Here is an 18,904-nt window from a genome sequence, read left to right on the forward strand (position 1 = left end):
CTGCAGATAGTATCATAAATAAATATTATGTTTCTTACAGAAAGAAATCTAAGTGTAAAAGAATATGAGTGTCTAGATAGCACAATTCTTGAGATTAAGAGGCATATCGATCGCTCAGATTATGATATTGTCAAAGAGATAGTAGTCACTAAAGAACAGAATGCAGGTTATGGCAGGAATAACCGCTCATGGATATCTGCAACAGGAAATTTGTACATGTCATTTTGTTTACAGAATGTCTCTGTATCTGAAGTGAATATGTTGGCAGTTATAATTGCTCTATCTGTTAGAAGCAGTATATGTAACAGCAAGTGCACAATAAAATGGCCTAACGATATTATGATAGATCAAAAAAAAGTTAGTGGAATGATCATTGAATCTTATAAAGAAATCATGATAATTGGGATAGGTGTCAACATAGAATCTAAGCCAGAATTGAATACTGCAACTTGCACAAAAGAACATGATGTCACAATAGATCGTCTATCTCTTGCAAAGAAAATTGTTTCCACTATGTATGATTATATTGTGTTATTGGATAATGGCGAAAAAAACACTATACTCACAGAATATCGATCACACATGGCTATGTTAGGTACTAAAGTAGTAATTAGCACAAAACAGAACAAATTTGTTGGCACGGCAAGTGCAATAAGTGATAATGGAGAATTAATTTTGAAAAAATTAGATAATACAGAATTGCTGATCAACGCTGGCGATCTTTATATTATAGAAAATTGATTATTTATCATTATGTTAGTTGGAATTTATTTTTGCTATTTTTTATTGGCCTTGATATTCATAGTGTGTCATTATTTTGAGTATCATAATTCTGCTAAAAAACTTCTTCAGATAAAAATAAAAGATAAGACAAAAAATGAAAATAAAAGATAATAATAGTCTATTATTGCTGTTTCAGCATAAAGATATTTTAAGGCAAGAAATCACTGATTTTTATGATAATTTATCTATTCCAGAAAACAAAATAGCAAAATCTGCGCAGTATGTTTTATCTACACATGGGAAATGCATACGAGGTTCCATAGTACAAACAATAGGAATGATATGTTCCATTGACATTAAATTAGCAACAAGAATAGCTGCTATCATTGAAGTAATACATACTGCAACGATTATACAAGATGACCTTCCATCGATTGATGATGATGATATAAGACGAGGTAAAGCAAGTTGTCATATCAAATTTGATGAATCAACAGCAATATTATTAAGTACAGATTTATTGCTCCTTTCTATCAAAAAAATGTGTGATGTAGCTATAAAACCAAAAAGCATAGCTTATTTAATAAGCAAAATACGAGAAATATATTTAGGACAAGTATTAGACATAGAGCTGCAAAAACATGGAAAAAATAAAGAAAAAATATTAGATATTTACAAGTACAAAACTGGTTCTTTATTCAGCTTAAGTATGACAATATTGCATTCGATATTGGAAATTGATGATATCAATGTTTTTCAACATCTTGAGCAATTTGGATATTATATAGGCATCATATTTCAAATTAACGATGATATAATTGATCATACAGAACCCAGTATCGTTTCTGTATATGGAAAAGACTATACTGACCAATATAAGAGTAACTTATTAAAAAAAATTAATAATGATATTACCCCTAGATTACCAGATGATTATCGTGTATTTTGTTCTAGATTGATTGAATATATCAGTACCCATAAGTATTGAAAAACTCTGATATTAATGATAGGATTATGCAGTTAAATTTGTCTGCCGGCATAGCTCAATTGGTAGAGCAACTGATTTGTAATCAGTAGGTTATGGGTTCGATTCCTATTGCCGGCATTCTCTTATTTTTTTCCTTATATGTCTGTAAACGTCTTTAAAAATCTAAGATTTTTGTATAGCATTTCCTCTGCAGAGCAATTGAAGGGTGATTTCCGTTATGGGCAAAATCAAGTCTGTTTTATTGGTAGATCAAACGTTGGAAAATCTTCTCTCATTAATAGCATTGTAGATAGTAAAAAAGTATCATTGGTTTCTAAATCCCCAGGAAAGACAAGAGCTATAAATTATTTTATAACACAAGATAATAAATTTTTACTGACTGATTTACCTGGTTATGGATATGCAAAAAGAAGTAAAGAGGAAAGAAAAAGATGGTCAATGTTAATTGATAGATATATTGGTAATCAACGAGATAGAATTAAGATAGCATGTGTATTAGTGGATGCTAGACATAAATTAAAAGAAATTGATCTGCAGGCTATGAATTATTTAGATTCAAATGCAGTAAAATTTTTAATGATTTTAACAAAAATAGACAAAATAAACGATAATGAATTGGAATCTCGGATAGCAGAAATAACAAATGAGTGTTCTAATTTTGAGCATTTATATCCTGAAATAATCTCAACTAGCAGCAACAAAAAAATTGGAACATTTGATTTACGAACAATTCTGCATGAGTTCTTAATAAATTAAAATAAATATTTACAAAATTTCTGCTGCAAAAGAACAGATTGGATAAAATAATTTAACAATAAACAAAAGAAAAGCCTTTTGAATAGATTTTAAATCACGCAATCCTTCTATGCTAAAAAATTATTTCAATAATTGCTATAAATTCTTAATAACAGTGATTAACAAACAAATTAAGATAAAAACATGACGTTTTATTTTAATATCACTTAAAAAGAATGCAATCGTAAAAATTGAAAGAGAATATTATATTCAAATACTTGAAAAAAATTCTAATAATATTAACATCTATTGATTAAATTAATTATCAATATTATAAAAAAATTAACTAGAAAATGGTATAGTAAGTCATGATAACCTCGCTATCATTATTATGCCGGAAATAGAAGATAAAAGAACAATATGTATAAGTGCGTTTATTATAATATCTATAAATGTATTGTTTTTCATCTATACTCTTAATAAACCAGATGATGTGCTAATTTTTGTTATATATGTAATATTTTTGCTATTGACGCTAGCTGGATTACATAAATGTCACGCAGATGAATGTTTAGTGTTAGTTTTGTTTGGACATTATATTGGAACAATAAAGAAAGATGGTTTTTTTTGGACTTTACCTGTAAGTGAAGTTATTAGAATAGAAAATAAAATTCAGATTTTCAATAGTCCAAAAACTGAAACCACTGATCATAATAATAGATCTTTAGTAGTGAGTGTATTAATATTCTGGCAAATAAAAGATTTTGCGAAAATAGCGTTTAAATACAAAGAAAAAGATGATTTCATAATGAACTATACCAATGCTTTTTTAAAAAACATTGTTCAATATATAGGAAAACAAAGCACCGATAGAAACATATTAACAAGAGAACATGCACCTAATATAGCTAAGACGCTAAAGAATGAAATGCAAAAGATATTTGATTCAGTAGGAATTAACATTAATGATCTAAAGATTACTTCACTAGATTATCAAAAAGATCACATGGAATTAGCGGAAAAAATCAGCACGTTAAAGAACGTATTAAAGCAAAAAAAAGTTATAGTAGATAATGCATACATTATTGCATCTAATCTTTTTTCCAAAATAACTTACCCTAAAGATATGGAATATAGAAGAATAGACGATATCAATAGATTGGTTACAGATATCATGAAAACCATCACAATATAGACGTGTAATAATAATATGGGAAATTCATTTAATAAATCACAGACAGTGTAACTGTATATTTACCATTATGCTCTTTATTATATTCGTGTAGCTTATCCGCTTGAATATGCCAAACATATTAAATCTTATAGTGAGCAGGATTGCTCAAAACAGTAGTATAGCATTCACTGGTTTTATACTTTCCATAATGGCAGTTATATTGTGCCCCGTGCCGGCACAGATGCTAGATTTTTTATTTAGCATTTCACTAACTGCAAGTATATTGATATTAATCAATGTTTTATTTATAAAAAGATCATTGGATTTCAATGCTTTTCCCTCTATATTGCTAATTACAACAATGTTGCGTCTGTCACTAAATATTGCATCCACAAGATTGATATTATCAAAAGGGCACTTAGGCACTTCTGTAGCTGGTCATATTATAGAATCCTTTGGTAACTTTGTTATGCAAGGTTCGTTAGCTATTGGGATCATAGTTTTTGCCATAATAACGATAATAAATTTTATTGTTATTACGAAAGGTTCGGAAAGAATTGCAGAAGTATCTGCAAGATTCAGTTTAGATGCAATGCCCGGTAAACAGATGTCGATAGACGCTGATTTAGCTGCTGGGCTAATAGATGAACAAACCGCAAAAGAAAGAAGAAAAGATATAGAGGCAGAAAGTGTATTCTTTGGGGCAATGGATGGTGCAAGTAAGTTTGTCAGAGGTGATGCTATCGCTGGACTACTTATAATATTCATAAATTTTATTGGAGGAATATTAATAGGAATATTACAACAAAATATGTCTGTGTATAGTGCAATAAATACATATACTCTACTCACAATTGGTGATGGATTAATAGGGCAAATGCCTTCGCTTACTATATCAATTGCTGCGGGTCTTTTGGTTACAAAATCTGGCAGCAATCAGTCTACTGATTATGATATAATCAGTCAGATAACACAAAATCCTAAGATTCTAATAATTGCAGCATTAATAGCTTTAGGGATTGGCACAATTCCTGGTATGCCTTTTTATACATTTGCAATAACTGCAGGGATTATAGGGTTAGTCATTTATACTGTCAAATTAACTAAGGCAGATGCAGAAGCTATAGCAAAAAAAGAAAATCTTGTTGAAGAAGAGCAAAGACAAACAACAGACACCGATAGAATAAATAATGCTCTCATAGTAGATGAAATTAAAATAGAAATTGGAATGGGAATAGTAATGCTGCTTGAAGAGTTGAAAGAAAATGTAAAAAATATGAGACTACAAATAGCAGATGAGTTAGGTTTTGTTTTGCCTTATGTAAGGATAATAGATAATATCAATTTGAGCGATACAGATTATGAAATACATATAAAAGACTCTGTATGTGCAAAAAATACTATATATCCAAATAAGATAATGGTTATGAACCCTTCTGGAGAGAAAATAATGTTAGAAGGTCAAAGTGCTGTGGACCCAACATTTGGGCTAAATGTTAAATGGTGTGACAAGAATTTAGCATCAGATTGCGATATAATGAATTATACATATGTTGAATCACAGATTGTGTTAATCACACATCTAACAGAAGTAATTAAAAACAATTTTAAGTATTTAGTGAATCATAATACAATCAAAAATATATTATCGCTCTATACAGGTGAAACGAAGAGATTAATAGACGAATTTGTTCCCAGTAAGATTAGTATAAATTTACTAAAAGAAATATTGTATAATTTGTTATCAGAAGATTTATCGATCAAGGATATTGGAACCATAATAGAAGGAATATCTGAAATAGTAGATAAAGATAGTAACGTTGAGAATATCGTGGAACATGTAAGGAGAAAAATGTCTCTACAAATTACCAGTAAATATAGCAATACTGATGGTAATTTAAATGCTATTTCACTTTCAATAAATTATGAAAAAGAAATAGATGGAGCAATAACAAAGAATATTCCTTTGTCACCTAACTTCATACAAGAGATAACAAAAAAAATAAATGATGTAATAAGTAATACATCTGAAGAAAAAAAGCCGGTCATAGTTATAGTATCTGATAAAATAAGAGCTTACGTACAACACATATTAAGGCAGTTCAAAATTAAAGTACCCGTTATTGGTAATAACGAAATAGATCATGAAAATGTGAATATAAATATAATAAAAAATATATAAAAAATAATTGATTTGATATTATTGACTTAATATGGAAAATAATTAAAAATTCATTTTAAGTTTGTTGTTAAAGGTAACTCTTACAGTGTTACAGAATATCGAAAAAGAATTAGAAAATTTTGATATGTTAAAGCATGAATTCTATCAATTGTGGAATGATGGGAAGCTTGATATTAATGTTATAAAAGATTATACGTGCCAATATTATGAGCACATAAAGAACTTTCCTAATTATATAAAGAAAGCCTTATTAATGTCTAAGAGCGATGAAGAACGTGATGTTCTACAGAGAAATTTAGATGATGAAATAACTCATCCGGAGCTTTGGGTAAGGTTTGCAAACGGGATTGGCATCACAAGAGAAAAAATAGAAAATGCTAAGATGTCTACTGAAGGAAGTAATTTGCATAAATCATTTGATAGTCAAAAAAGCTATGAAGAAAATATTGGAGCTCTTTTTGCATATGAGAGGCAATTTGCTGATATTTCAAAAGCAAAATTAGAAAGTTCTAAAAAGCATTATAAAATAAAAGAAGTTGAATTTTTTGAGGTACATGCAGTATCTGATATTTGGCATACTGAAGAATTAATACAGTTAATACGTAAGATGTCATCTGAGCAATTAAAGAAAGTAAAAGAAGGTGCATTAGCTGTAGCTGAAGCTTTTTACAAATTCTTAGATCAAATGCTATTAGTACAGCAAAAGCAGACCATCAATCAAAATTTTTAGGTTTTTCTGAAGGTATTATGTATTCTTCTTTGATGGCATTTTTGTGTGAGCATCATAAAGTATTTGAAGCGTTGCATGTTATTTCTGTTTTTGCGTGGATTTCTGGCATGATATTTATATCAAGAATATGTATGTATCACGTTGAAAATCTTAAGAATTCTGAATTAAATAAGATGTTTTCTGAGATTGAGCTAAGAACTGTGCGTATTATTCTTAATCCGGCTATAGTATCGACGTTTGTATTAGGATTGCTATTATTATTTTCCACCGGATATTATACTGAGATTTGGTTTCACGTTAAGTTTTTGTGCGTCTTATTTTTGGTAACACTACATGGATATTTCGTATTTTACATAAAAAGAACGCATGTTGCTTCAAGGAATTTTTATAGAATAATAAGTGAAGTGATATTCGTGATCTTCTCTATTATTGCGCTATTAGCTATTTTAAAACCTTTTTAGCGCTACTACAGGAAAAATATTTAATTTACACCTGATTTACTGGATTGTTGTCTATTAGACAATAGTTGAACAATATGTTAGAATAAATGAACAATTAGGTTTACAATTGGTTTTGTTTTAATGTCCTTAGAATCGGCAGAAAATAGTAATTTGTACTACACTATTCCATTGAGAGAAGTAATATTTTTTCCTGGTGATAGTGTTCCTCTTTTGGTAGGAAGAAAGCGGTCTGTAGAAGCTATAGAATTAGCTTCAAAAGCAGATATGAAAGTAGTTCTAGTTACTCAAAAGAATGCTGATATTGATGATCCTAATGATGATGATTTGTACAAATATGGAGTAACGGCGAGTATTGCTCATCTTATCAATTCGCCTCCTGAAGGTTCGTTAAAAATTCTAGTTCAATGTGAAAAAATTGTCAAAATAACGAAATTTGTAAAGAGTGATTCTTGTTTAAAGTCACAAATAGAAGAAGTCACTATAGATCTTGGAGACAATCAGGAAAAGAATGATAATACTATTTCTTTATTAAAGGATAAAATAAGAGAATATTTTTCTTTATTGCCTAAGTCAAAAAATCAAAAAAAAGAGTTATTGCAGCAGATAGATTTATGTAAAGATGTAGATGAAGTATGTAATGCTATAACTTCTAAATTAGATTTCACAATATCTGAGAAGCAATCTGTATTGGAAGTGTGTTCAATAGATGAAAAGGTGAAGGTTTTGTATAACCTTCTTTTTTCTGTTATTTCCATACTAAAATTAGAGCACGATTTAAAAGGGAAAATACACAGTCAAATAGAACAGGCTCAAAAGAATTATTATCTAAATGAGCAAATGAAGGTTATCTCTAAGGAGATCAGTGAATTGGAAGGTACTGATGTATGTGATGTACGTTCTTTATCTGATTCAATTAAGAAATTAAAATTAGATAAACACTCTGAGACGAAGCTTTTATCGGAGATAAATAAATTAAAAATAATTAGCGCTGTATCTGCTGAATCTTCAGTAATTAGAAGTTATATTGATTTTGTTATTTCGTTGCCTTGGAACAAGTTTACAAAAAACAAAATTGAATTAAAAGAAGCTGCTAAAATACTGAATGAAAATCACCATGGTATGTATACTGTAAAAGAACGTATACTTGAGTTTATTGCGGTTCATAAAAGGTTAAAAAACAACAGCTTAGGCTCTGTATTATGTTTAGTTGGTCCACCTGGTGTTGGAAAAACATCTTTAGCAGAATCGATAGCGGAATCTCTTGGTAGGAAATTTGCCTCTATGTCGCTTGGTGGATTGAAAGATGAGTCTGAGCTAAGGGGCCACCGCAGGACATATATTGGTGCAATGCCTGGTAGAATCATACAGATGATAAAACGTACTAATTCTTCTAACCCTTTAATTTTGTTGGACGAAGTAGATAAAATATCTGGAAGTTATAGATCTGATCCTTCATTTGCTTTGATAGATATATTAGATTCGGTACAAAATCATAATTTTACTGATAATTATCTTGAGGTTCCATTTGATATCTCGAAAGTTATGTTTGTTCTAACTGCTAATGATATTAGTGAAATTCCGTATCCTTTATTAGATAGAATGGAAATAATAAGTATTGATGGTTATACTTCAGAAGAAAAATTACAGATTGTCAAAAAACAACTACTAAAGAGAGTGATGAAGTTGCATGGATTATTGAACAGTGAATTGAGTATTTCTGATTCTGTAATCGGGAAATTAATTAACAATTACACTACTGAAAGTGGTGTAAGAGATTTAAAGAGACAACTGGAAAAGATCTGTCGTAAAGCATTGGTAGCAATCACAGAGAGTAAAAAAAAGAAGGTGATAGTGACTGAAGCTAACATGCATAAATTTGTCGGGTTTGTTAAATATGATAACTCTAACAAGCCTGCAAGCGCTACTGTTGGTGTATCTATAGGTCTTGCATATACAAATCGTGGCGGATGTATTTTACCTATTGAAGCTATTAAAACTGCTGGTGAAGGTAAATTAACTTTCACTGGTCATTTAGGAGATGTAATGAAGGAGTCCATGGAAGCTGGATATAAATATGTATTTGCTAATGCTGACAACTTTACAATTAACTCTGATTTCTATAAAAATTTTGATGTTCATGTGCATGTTCCAGAGGGTGCAGTACCTAAAGATGGTCCATCTGCTGGTATTGCCATAGTAACTGCAATAATTTCTGTTTTATCTGGGAAGAAAGTCTCAAATAATATTGCGATGACAGGTGAAATAAACCTAAGAGGTGAAGTAATGCCAATTGGGGGATTAAAAGAAAAGATCCTTGCTGCGATACGTGAAAATGTAGAGAATGTTATAATACCTCTTAAAAATATGAAAGATATTGATAACTTACCTAAGGAAACGCAGAGAGATTTAAGAAAGATAAATATAATTCCTGTTTCTGGTATATCTGAAGTTTTAAAGCATTCTTTAATTGATGAAAGAGAGATGGTAGTTATTCCTAAGACGAAAGGGGTTGCTATTACAAACCCTCTTCTAGCATAAAATAGGTAAAATTTTTAAATCTCTTCTATACTATATTTCATTGAATAGATTTATAGTGGTAATAATTGCAATTATAGGAAATTAGCACTTTATAGAGAATGTAGTTTCGTTTATCATTCTATGTTCTGTATCTGTGTTGTAATATCTTTATGTCAATTATATCTTGTAGAAATAATAAGTATAATCTATTAATGAGGCTCTTGCATTGGATTGTAGGTTTAATGGTTATCGGTGTTCTAATAAGCGGCATGATAACGCATTGCACAGCAATTAATGTTAATAAAGCGATTTTATTTAAATATCATAAGGCTGTTGGTTTTTGTATATTACTTCTGATGGTCATTCGTATATTAGTGAGGATGATAAGTGATATTCCTGCATGGCCTAAGAAGCTAAAAAAAAGTTATAAATACATGTCATTAGCTGTGCAGTATGGGATGTATATATTTGTAACAGTTGCTGCTCTTTCTGGTTATGTGATGTCTAGTGCTTCTGGGAAAGATATAAGGCTTTTATGGAACATGGAAAAAACTGCTCCATTAATTGTAGCAAAAGATAAGGCGGTAGCGCAAAAAGCGCACAAAATCCATACTACTGTGGTCTGGATAGTTTTAGCATTGGTTATTTTACATTTCTTAGGAAGTATGAAACACATTATAATTGATCGTTATAATATATTACGGAGAATGTTATAAGTGAAGTAGTTATAACTTAATCATATTATAGAATTGGAAGTAAAATTTAGTAAATTTTTATGGCGGGACATTCGCAGTATTCTAATAGGAAACGAAGAATAGAATCTCAATCTAAGAAGAAAAACAAAGTATATCTAGTTTTTAGGAAGCTTATTTTAAAAGCTTTAAAAGAAGGTTCTGAGAGTGGCTTAAGAAATGCTATACATAATGCACAAAAAGCTTCGATATCTAGAGAGAAGATAGATATCATAATAAATTCTGCTGATAAAGATAAAAGTGCATATGAAGATATTGTATATGAAGGTTATGGTCCTAAGGGGATAGCATTTGTTTTACATATATCCACTGATAATCGTAATAGAACTGCTGGAGAAATAAGAAGTATATTCAACAAGCATGGTGGCAATTTAGGAGAAAATGGCTCGGTTGCTTTTTTATTTAATAAAAGAGGTTTAGTTGAATATGATATAGAGCAAATAGATAAAGAGAAAATTCTAGAGGCTGCATTGGAAACTAATGCTCTTGATATTGAAGATTTTGCTGATTGTATCAAGATTTATTGTGAAATATCTGAATTACAAAAAACAGCTGAAGAGATGTATAAATCGTGTGGAGAATATTCTAATATGCGTATTTCTTGGCAAGCTAAAGACATCCAAAGGATAACTGATAAAGAATTACGAGAGAAAATATCATTATTTTACAGTATATTAATGGAGAATGATGATGTAATGTATATAGATACTAATTGTGATATAAACAATGATTAATAGAGTCAGTACATGTGTAGTTCTTTGTGCAGGCAGAGGCAAAAGAATGAATCATCTCACAGAAGATAGAGTAAAAGCTCTATTGGAAGTAGATAAAAAAAAAACCAAGATATTAGATGTAATATTGGAAAGGATATCCAATAGTGTAATAAAAAAAACAATATTGACTGCATATTATAGATGGGAAGATTTACATTCTTATTTAACAAAATATAAGCAAAAAATAGGAGAATTAGGCATATCTCTTACTATAGAGACAGAATGTCTGGATAATGGTGGTGGTCTTGTTAATGCAATAAAGGATATAGATGAAGAATATTTTTTAGTAATCAATTGTGATCTTTTATGGCAATCTGATAAGTTATTGAATGATATGATTGATTTTCACTACACTCATCGACCTGGTATGCTTATGCTAATTGGGAAGGAAGACAATCAAGAACAGAAATTTTCGCTATCAGAAGATGATATAATAAAAAGGGATGAAAAAGGAGAATATACCTATTTGGGAATTCTTATAATCAAAAAAACGTTATTAGATGAATTTGCAGTAGAAAAGATTTTTCCGCTAAAAAAAGTATTTGATAATTTACTTTCAGGTAGTAATCCAAAAAGAAATAAGTGTATGGGTTATCTGAATTATGATAAGAGTTTTCGGCATTTGGGAACGTATCATTGTATGAAAGAATTCTCAGAAAATAGTAATATAAATACTTCTCCAGAAAAAAAAGAAATAATATGATATTGCAACATGATTGTATAAACATAATTTGTTAACTAATATATACTATAAAATTGCTTTATAGTAGCGTTTCTGTTGCAGAACAAATGCAATTGATGATGTTGTGTATATTGTTGTAGATGGTATAATTCATCTTAGTTTTTATTTTTTCCCGGGAAGAGATATTATGTCACGTACTAAAGCAGCTAAGATATCCTCAAGAAGCGTAAAACAAAAAGAAACGTTTAGAGGAATAGAAATAACAAGTGCAGTATATATCAGCAAGAACAAGAGATTTTCTGTTGCACAAGATGTGAAGAAAAAGACGCCAATTATATTGGATGATGGAACAATCTTGCGCTGGTCTGACAGAAAGAAATTTGTATAAAACAAAACAAGCTAAGAGTTTAAAACAGTTGAATATAACTTTTAAACTCGTATTTTAAGGTTTTAGTAGTAGTTTATGAAGATTACTGTTGATGATCAAATCATAGAAGTTGATGACGGATATACGATTTTACAAGCTTGTAAAATCGCCGGGATAGAAGTGCCTCATTTTTGTTATCACGATAAACTAAAAATTGCAGGAAATTGCAGAATGTGTCTGGTGGAGGTTGAAAAAGGACCACCTAAGCCGGTTGCTTCATGCGCCACTACTGCTACTGATGGCATGGTTATTAAAACCAGCTCTCCTATGGTGAAGAAAGCCAGAGAAGACGTTATGGAGATGTTGTTGATAAATCATCCCTTGGATTGCCCTATTTGTGATCAAGGTGGTGAATGCGACCTCCAAGATCAAGCTCTGTCTTATGGAAGAAAATGTAGCGAATTTACAGAAGAGAAACGCGCTGTTTCTGGTAAAAATTTTGGTGTATTGATAAAAGATATGATGAATCGCTGTATTCATTGTACAAGATGTGTTCGTTTCATGTCTGATATTGCTGGAACAAATGAATTAAAACTTATACACAGAGGAGAAAAGGCTGAAATTGAATCATTATTTTCAGAACCTATAAAATCCGAATTATCTGGTAATATAATTGATGTATGTCCTGTGGGTGCATTAACTTCAAGGCCTTATGCTTTCACTGCTAGACCCTGGGAATTGAAGAAATTCTACTCTATTGATGTTATGGATGGCGTTGGTAGTTCTGTGAGGTTAGATGTCAAAGAACAAAAGGTAATGCGTGTATTACCAGTTAGAAATGATGCTGTTAACGAGATGTGGTTATCTGATAAATCTAGGTTTAGCTATGATGGATTATATTTACAGAGATTAGGCTCCCCCTATGTAAGGTCTAACAAATCACTTATTTCAACTGATTGGGATGAAGCAATTAAAAGAGTCGCAAAGGAGATACAACAAACTCCGAAAGATAAAATAGCTTTCATTGCTGGTAACATGACAGACTGCGAAACACTTTGTGCAGCGAAAATTTTGGCGGATGAATTAGAAATAAAAAATATTGATTTCAGAGAAAAAGGAGAACAATATAAAGTTCTCGACAGATCATATTATCTATGTAATACGCCTCTGGTTGATATGGAGAAAGCAGATGTAATATTGATTATAGGCTGCAATCCAAGATTGGAAGCTCCTATTATGAATATCAGGATCAGAAAATGTTTTACAGATAACAATGCTAAAATAGGTTATATAGGGCCTGAAATTGATCTTAATTATAAGTATGATCACTTGGGAGATAGTCTATCTGATATATCTGATTTAATCTCCAAGAAAAGTTCTTTTAGTAAGGTATTAATTAAAGCAAAAAACCCGATGCTAATCTTTGGTCAAGATTTATTTTTGTACGAAGAAAGTGAAGTAATACAAGAGAAGATGATAAAAATAGCATCGCTGTATAATATGGTAACCGATGAGTGGAATGGTTATAACATGTTACATAAAAATGCTTCTTCTGTTGGAGCGTTAGATTTAGGTTTTCATTCGGAGAATAATCCTGTAAGAGATAGCAAGAATATAGAGCTGGTTTTATTATTGGGTTCTGATGAAATAGATCAATCGTTCTTAAAGAATAAATTTGTGATTTATGTGGGTCATCATGGTGATAAAGGCGCAAATGCTGCTGATGTGATATTACCTAGTAAGGCATATACAGAGAAAAATGCAACATTTGTAAATATAGAAGGAAGAGTACAAAATACTTGTAAATCATCATTTGGTCCTAATGACACAAAAGATGATTGGCAAATTATCCATTTGATTGGCAAAGCGCTAAAAGTAAATTTGAAAATGGATAATTTAGCATCGCTTCAAAAGAAATTATCATCCTACGGTGAACAATTTAAAAAGATAAATCAACTGATCAAGAATGATTGGGATCACAAATTTGCGAGTTCAGTAAAACCTTCTGTTCTTTCAAAAACAAAAATAATGCTTGATGATAAAAGTTTCTATAGGACCAATGTAATTGCTAGATCTTCGAAAATTATGGCTAAATGTTTAGAACAGAGTTTAAAAAATGCTAATTAAGATAATAGAGATAATAGCTTTAGTAATACCTTTGATACTTGCTGTTGCATATTTAACATATGCTGAAAGGAAGATAATTGCGGCATCACAAATCAGGAAAGGGCCTACTATGGTTGGTTATATGGGTCTTTTACAGCCCATTGCAGATGCTGCGAAATTGTGCTTAAAAGAAATAATAATACCTATAAAAAGTGATAAGGTAATGTTTTTGATAGCGCCTGCAATAACTTTTATCATGGCGTTTATTGGCTGGGCTGTTATACCTTTTGAAGCCAAAATATGTAATGGTGAAATTATTCCGGCTGTTATATCTAACATAAATCTTGGTATGCTCTATATAATGTCTATTGGAGCGATAGAAGTTTATGCAATAATAATGGCTAGCTGGGCTAGTAATTCGATATACGCGCTGCTTGGAGGCTTACGTTCTGCATCTCAGATGATATCTTATGAATTGTCAATTGGTATGATTATTGTGATGATCGTTATGATATCCGGGTCATATAATTTAGCTGATATAGTTGTTGCCAAACATAATGCTCCTTTATGGGTTGATGTTGTTCTTTTGCCTTTAGCTATTGTCTTCTTTATATCGATATTAGCAGAAACTAATAGACATCCCTTTGATTTACCAGAAGCGGAAACTGAGTTAGTTGCAGGTTACAATGTTGAATATTCTTCGATTCCTTTTGCACTATTTTTTCTGGGAGAATATGCAAATATGATATTAACAAGTGGAATATTCTCTATCTTATTTCTAGGTGGTTGGTATCCGATTATAAACATAGGTATACTAAATATCATTCCTGGTTTTATATGGTTTATTGCAAAGATCTGTCTTGTTCTTTTCATGTTTATATTTGTCAGAGCCGCATTACCGCGTTATCGCTATGACCAATTAATGCACCTTGGATGGAAATTTTTCCTCCCTATGACACTTGTTTATTTGGTTCTTTTGGCTGTTTTGTTAAAATTGTTTCCGATATAGTTGAATAAAAAAAGACTGACAAAGAATTAGCTTAAAATCATTTTTTAGCGATGTATAAATAATCTCTATACACTGGTTCAACAGACAATAATTTTCTTTCTAGCAGTTTTTATATTTTTGGATCTCCGTGCAATTACATTTATGTTATTTGCACTACAAGAATTTCGTTTTCTAATCAGATTTAAAGTCTTAATAAGAGATTCCTCTAATACAGAGAACTCGCAATCCAACATAGCTGATTTCGCTACAAACACGTAGGAACAATTATTTAAGAATAACCCTACATTACGAACTGCCATAGACCTCAACAAACGCTTAGTATAATTACGCATGGTAGCCCTTCCAACTCTTTTAGACGCAATGCAAGCGAAAGAAGGCTTATTACCTGAAGAATTTAACGCGAGACAAACAAAAAAATCAGAATGGTATGCTCTAGATTTTTTTTTTATCACAGATAGTGTTCTTGCAGGAATAGAGGCAAAACCCTTTATAAGCACAGCTTTTTTCTACCTTTTGCGCGTCTACGATTGATTATTTTTCTTCCCGCAGCAGTAGACATTCTAGATCTAAAACCATGCATTCTCTGACAAGGTTTCTTCTTTTTCCTACTATTTAAAGCCATCTTACCTAACAAAATCAACTAAATCATAAAACGGCATACTGACCATCACATTTTTGCAACTGAGTAAGCATGCTCCATACTGCTATATTGTATACGTTTTTTAATCTATCGTCCATATGTTAAAATTATTACAGGAAATAGAAATTTTATGAATTTTCTATTTATATGAAGCGAATACAGGTTATTTATCACTCTTATTCCGCTCTTCTATTTGCCTCATCAGATCTTCAAATTCAGCTTGATTTTGTTCAATTTTTTCCATTTTACCTATAGTTTCCTGTATTTTTTCGTAATTATCTTTTTCCACTTCTGGTTCATCATCTGATGGGAAAAATCCACCTTCATCATCTAGCGCTAAATCTTCCTCTAAGTATGAAATGTCTCCTAATCCATCCATAAGTCCAATATCTGGTTCATAATCATTTGCAGCACCTAAGCCTGGAGGGACTGCAGGTCCTCCAAACGCAAGATTTTGCACTCCAACTGGTCCTGGTGCATTAGTGTTCAATTGAGCATTATCATCTGCATCATCAAATGATATTCCTTCTCTCTTTGCATGGATGAATTGTTCATGACCTAAGAAATGTTCTCTAATTTTGATAGTCTCATCAACTCTCCTAATATTTTGTGCTGTTAAGAAATCTTTAAGGCGATTTTTAACATTGCTTGTTCCATCTGCCTTTTTAAATACATCTTCAAAGGCACCAACAGCTAGATTTTTTGCAAACCCCTTTGCATATTGCCCTGAGGCATCAAAAAGATGGTAATTAACACTAGCTCTTGCATGATCTACATATCTAAACGCCCATTTTCGATTATATCGTTCTTGTAGATCTGTTGCCAAGCCTACTGTAAGCATAGTTTCAGAGCCTACTTTACCAATTCCTTTGCCAATAGTACCAGTTATTGATGCAGTCTTTGAAGCAACAGATTTTATTTTGTCTACTCTTTCTCTTCCCAATTTGTCTCCAGCAAAGTCATCTATTTTACCTCTAGCTCTGTTGATACGATCTTTTAGTTCTAATTTACCTGCAACAAAAGAACCTGCGGAACGCACTTTTGATGCCACACCCTTTGGCACCATAAATGGCGCAGAAAATGCAAAATTAGCTACCTGTCCAAATTTTATTTTATCAAGATAATCTGCAATTTGCATACCAAAAGGAGTCAAACCTGCTATTGATGTTCCAACACGCATAATAATATTTTTCATCGACCATATAACAGTTATGACAACTATAATCATTAAGCAATCAATGAGATCCACAAGATTACCCCTGAACATCTCTGCAATTATAAAAGCATCATCACCTAGAGTTTCATAATCTGTTTCACCACCAACTAAAGGAGGATAAGTATAAAAATCTATTTCAGTATCAGAACTTTGATCTGGGTCTAAATATGGAAGGTCTACCATTCTATAATCCTTTTCTTTATACAATGGAGGAACATAGATATGTTTTCCCTCCCTAGAGAAATGATATCTAGGTGTTGAAAAATCTGAATTAATTAGAAAAGGTGTTAATTTATAAGGATCAAAATTAGCACTCGGGACATAACCTTTTAAACTAAGAAGTTCAATACAACTATCATTGGTAATGCACATAGAAAAAGAAAAATACTTTCGATAGCACACTGTAAAACCCATTATTCTTGTGAAATAATATAAGATAATATTAAATATCAGTGCTACAATCACAAACATCATAATAGCTTGGAAACATAATCCAACTAATAATTTTATGCTATTGTCAAATGTCACTTTTAACGCAGAAAATAATATTCCCAAAAATAAGATAGGGATTATCCCCATAATAAGAGCTAAACCTATAACGGTAGTACAATAGACTACAAAAGCATATACAAGAACTATTGTAGCCAGAATAGATATCACTATTACCATAGGAGCAAGCAATAACCCCTTAATATCACCGATAATCATGGCTGGTATTTTGTAAGACCATACGTATTTATTGAATAGATAATCAGAGATCATGTCATCCATAAATTTAAAAGGATTTTCAGGATCAAAATCCAATCCCGCAGAGGTATTAATTATCATTATTAGATATGGCAGCCCTTTAGTAAAAATACTAAAAAAGAAATTATACATTATCTCCCAGCCATTGGTGGAATATATGACTAAGATAAGTAAGAACTTAAACACCGTTTTAAAAAACCAATCTTTGGGATTATCAAGCAGACCCATTAATATCATTATTCCGCTTATTGATAAGTACAGCACTATCATGCTTTGTACCAAGAATTTCATAGTTGGGTTAACAGTGACAGCTTTAAATATAACTTCTGCTGAATAATAAGCATATCCTTCAATGATTTTTCTAGTCTTCTCGAATAAACCAATATTAAGATCTGGATAAGATTCTCCAACGCCTGCTCTCACTGAGATTTCATATTTCCCTGAATTATCATAATAATAATTATCGTTAACTTTTGCATATATATACCATCCAGACGATAGAGGAATTGTTTGACAATTAGCATCATATACCTCTTCTATTTTATATTGTTCATCATCTGAGGAATATAGATGTACTGTTGGTGATACAGGGTTACGCATTGTGTTTATATCTTTATTTGGTTCTGGGTCATCAAGTCTTTTAAATAATAGATAAGCACCGTATCCTTTTGTCATCCAACACAAATTATCGATACTACTACAATCACTACCTGAGCCACAATATGGAGCACTAACCATATCCGAAGTAGTACAATTTCTAACATCTTCAGGATTTGGGTATTCTCCGTATTTTGCGCCGTATGGAAGCCATTTACCTTTAGTTTCAATTATCAATCGCCCTGTATTATCAGTTCTATATCCTGTATCAATCCACCGCATAGTATGATACGAACCTTCTGCATCTCCTCTTGCTCCATCATCAGCCACAAATAAATCTGAACCCTGTCCAGCATAAGAATCAATTTCAAATCTTGGAAGGTTGCCAAAATCGTCGCCATCTATACAGTCAAAATCCTGCGAACAAGCACTAATTACTAAGGTAATAGGTAGCAAAAGCAGTATTACACTTATTCTCATATAAATTGAAATGAGAAGATAAACA

General features: G+C 31.3%; 17 protein-coding genes and 1 tRNA gene. 15 read left to right on the top strand and 3 right to left on the bottom strand.

Annotated elements, in window-relative coordinates; all coding sequences use genetic code 11:
- Positions 1-27: 27 nt before the first annotated feature.
- The 15 genes from GUI12_04570 to nuoH all read left to right on the top strand — a co-directional run bounded on the left by GUI12_04570 (position 28) and on the right by nuoH (position 15,199).
- The gene (locus tag GUI12_04570) at positions 28-741 is read left to right on the top strand and encodes a biotin--[acetyl-CoA-carboxylase] ligase (protein ID UAT43400.1); all 714 of its coding nucleotides are present in this window, start codon (positions 28-30) and stop codon (positions 739-741) included.
- 136 nt (positions 742-877) lie between these two features.
- Positions 878-1,711, top strand: a complete 834-nt coding sequence (locus GUI12_04575; GenBank protein UAT43401.1) for a polyprenyl synthetase family protein — start codon at positions 878-880, stop codon at positions 1,709-1,711.
- Between the two features lie 44 nt (positions 1,712-1,755).
- Positions 1,756-1,828: transfer RNA gene (locus GUI12_04580), tRNA-Thr, on the top strand.
- Positions 1,829-1,849: 21 nt separating this feature from the next.
- Positions 1,850-2,467 carry a YihA family ribosome biogenesis GTP-binding protein gene (locus GUI12_04585; GenBank protein ID UAT43402.1) on the top strand — a complete coding sequence of 206 codons (618 nt, stop codon included), beginning with the start codon at positions 1,850-1,852 and terminating at the stop codon, positions 2,465-2,467.
- Positions 2,468-2,837: 370 nt separating this feature from the next.
- Positions 2,838-3,641 (top strand): hypothetical protein, encoded by an 804-nt coding sequence (locus GUI12_04590; protein ID UAT43403.1) that lies wholly within the window; start codon positions 2,838-2,840, stop codon positions 3,639-3,641.
- A 106-nt stretch (positions 3,642-3,747) separates the two neighbouring features.
- Positions 3,748-5,802, top strand: a complete 2,055-nt coding sequence (flhA, locus tag GUI12_04595) for a flagellar type III secretion system protein FlhA (GenBank protein UAT43404.1) — start codon at positions 3,748-3,750, stop codon at positions 5,800-5,802.
- Between the two features lie 85 nt (positions 5,803-5,887).
- Positions 5,888-6,532, top strand: a complete 645-nt coding sequence (locus tag GUI12_04600; protein UAT43405.1) for a hypothetical protein — start codon at positions 5,888-5,890, stop codon at positions 6,530-6,532.
- Between the two features lie 17 nt (positions 6,533-6,549).
- Positions 6,550-6,993, top strand: a complete 444-nt coding sequence (locus GUI12_04605; protein UAT43406.1) for a TIGR00701 family protein — start codon at positions 6,550-6,552, stop codon at positions 6,991-6,993.
- A 120-nt stretch (positions 6,994-7,113) separates the two neighbouring features.
- Positions 7,114-9,531, top strand: coding sequence for an endopeptidase La (lon, locus tag GUI12_04610; protein UAT43407.1), 2,418 nt, complete (start codon positions 7,114-7,116; stop codon positions 9,529-9,531).
- A 149-nt stretch (positions 9,532-9,680) separates the two neighbouring features.
- Positions 9,681-10,226 (top strand): cytochrome b, encoded by a 546-nt coding sequence (locus GUI12_04615; GenBank protein ID UAT43408.1) that lies wholly within the window; start codon positions 9,681-9,683, stop codon positions 10,224-10,226.
- A 59-nt stretch (positions 10,227-10,285) separates the two neighbouring features.
- The gene (locus GUI12_04620; GenBank protein UAT43409.1) at positions 10,286-10,996 is read left to right on the top strand and encodes a hypothetical protein; all 711 of its coding nucleotides are present in this window, start codon (positions 10,286-10,288) and stop codon (positions 10,994-10,996) included.
- Positions 10,989-11,738: an NTP transferase domain-containing protein gene (locus tag GUI12_04625; protein ID UAT43410.1), complete on the top strand. Its 750-nt coding sequence runs from the start codon at positions 10,989-10,991 to the stop codon at positions 11,736-11,738. The genes GUI12_04620 and GUI12_04625 overlap by 8 nt, the downstream gene beginning before the upstream one ends.
- Positions 11,739-11,841: 103 nt before the next feature.
- Positions 11,842-12,105: a hypothetical protein gene (locus GUI12_04630; protein UAT43411.1), complete on the top strand. Its 264-nt coding sequence runs from the start codon at positions 11,842-11,844 to the stop codon at positions 12,103-12,105.
- Between the two features lie 75 nt (positions 12,106-12,180).
- The gene (locus GUI12_04635) at positions 12,181-14,211 is read left to right on the top strand and encodes an NADH-quinone oxidoreductase subunit G (protein ID UAT43412.1); all 2,031 of its coding nucleotides are present in this window, start codon (positions 12,181-12,183) and stop codon (positions 14,209-14,211) included.
- A complete protein-coding gene (gene nuoH / locus GUI12_04640; GenBank protein ID UAT43413.1) occupies positions 14,201-15,199 on the top strand; it encodes an NADH-quinone oxidoreductase subunit NuoH in 999 nt (332 codons plus the stop codon). Before GUI12_04635 ends, nuoH begins: the two co-directional genes overlap by 11 nt.
- Positions 15,200-15,276: 77 nt before the next feature.
- On the opposite strand, the gene rnpA is transcribed toward nuoH, so the two are convergent.
- From rnpA to GUI12_04655, 3 genes are all read right to left on the bottom strand, one after another.
- The gene (rnpA, locus tag GUI12_04645; GenBank protein ID UAT43414.1) at positions 15,277-15,696 is read right to left on the bottom strand and encodes a ribonuclease P protein component; all 420 of its coding nucleotides are present in this window, start codon (positions 15,694-15,696) and stop codon (positions 15,277-15,279) included.
- Positions 15,687-15,821 (bottom strand): 50S ribosomal protein L34, encoded by a 135-nt coding sequence (gene rpmH / locus GUI12_04650; protein UAT43415.1) that lies wholly within the window; start codon positions 15,819-15,821, stop codon positions 15,687-15,689. The genes rnpA and rpmH overlap by 10 nt, the downstream gene beginning before the upstream one ends.
- A gap of 181 nt (positions 15,822-16,002) precedes the next feature.
- On the bottom strand, positions 16,003-18,879 hold the full coding sequence (locus GUI12_04655) for a type IV secretion system protein (GenBank protein ID UAT43416.1): 2,877 nt from the start codon (positions 18,877-18,879) through the stop codon (positions 16,003-16,005).
- Positions 18,880-18,904: the final 25 nt, after the last annotated feature.

This window comes from Anaplasmataceae bacterium AB001_6 (genome assembly GCA_020002265.1).
Lineage (GTDB): Bacteria > Pseudomonadota > Alphaproteobacteria > Rickettsiales > Anaplasmataceae > AB001-6.

Bases quoted from the DNA above. Each gene is read 5' to 3' on its own strand.
- GUI12_04570 (UAT43400.1), top strand. From the start codon at position 28: ATGTTTCTTACAGAAAGAAATCTAAGTGTAAAAGAATATGAGTGTCTA.
- GUI12_04575 (UAT43401.1), top strand. From the start codon at position 878: ATGAAAATAAAAGATAATAATAGTCTATTATTGCTGTTTCAGCATAAA.
- GUI12_04585 (UAT43402.1), top strand. From the start codon at position 1,850: ATGTCTGTAAACGTCTTTAAAAATCTAAGATTTTTGTATAGCATTTCC.
- GUI12_04590 (UAT43403.1), top strand. From the start codon at position 2,838: ATGCCGGAAATAGAAGATAAAAGAACAATATGTATAAGTGCGTTTATT.
- flhA (UAT43404.1), top strand. From the start codon at position 3,748: ATGCCAAACATATTAAATCTTATAGTGAGCAGGATTGCTCAAAACAGT.
- GUI12_04605 (UAT43406.1), top strand. From the start codon at position 6,550: ATGTATTCTTCTTTGATGGCATTTTTGTGTGAGCATCATAAAGTATTT.
- lon (UAT43407.1), top strand. From the start codon at position 7,114: ATGTCCTTAGAATCGGCAGAAAATAGTAATTTGTACTACACTATTCCA.
- GUI12_04615 (UAT43408.1), top strand. From the start codon at position 9,681: ATGTCAATTATATCTTGTAGAAATAATAAGTATAATCTATTAATGAGG.
- GUI12_04620 (UAT43409.1), top strand. From the start codon at position 10,286: ATGGCGGGACATTCGCAGTATTCTAATAGGAAACGAAGAATAGAATCT.
- GUI12_04625 (UAT43410.1), top strand. From the start codon at position 10,989: ATGATTAATAGAGTCAGTACATGTGTAGTTCTTTGTGCAGGCAGAGGC.
- GUI12_04635 (UAT43412.1), top strand. From the start codon at position 12,181: ATGAAGATTACTGTTGATGATCAAATCATAGAAGTTGATGACGGATAT.
- nuoH (UAT43413.1), top strand. From the start codon at position 14,201: ATGCTAATTAAGATAATAGAGATAATAGCTTTAGTAATACCTTTGATA.
- rpmH (UAT43415.1), bottom strand. From the start codon at position 15,821: ATGGCTTTAAATAGTAGGAAAAAGAAGAAACCTTGTCAGAGAATGCAT.
- GUI12_04655 (UAT43416.1), bottom strand. From the start codon at position 18,879: ATGAGAATAAGTGTAATACTGCTTTTGCTACCTATTACCTTAGTAATT.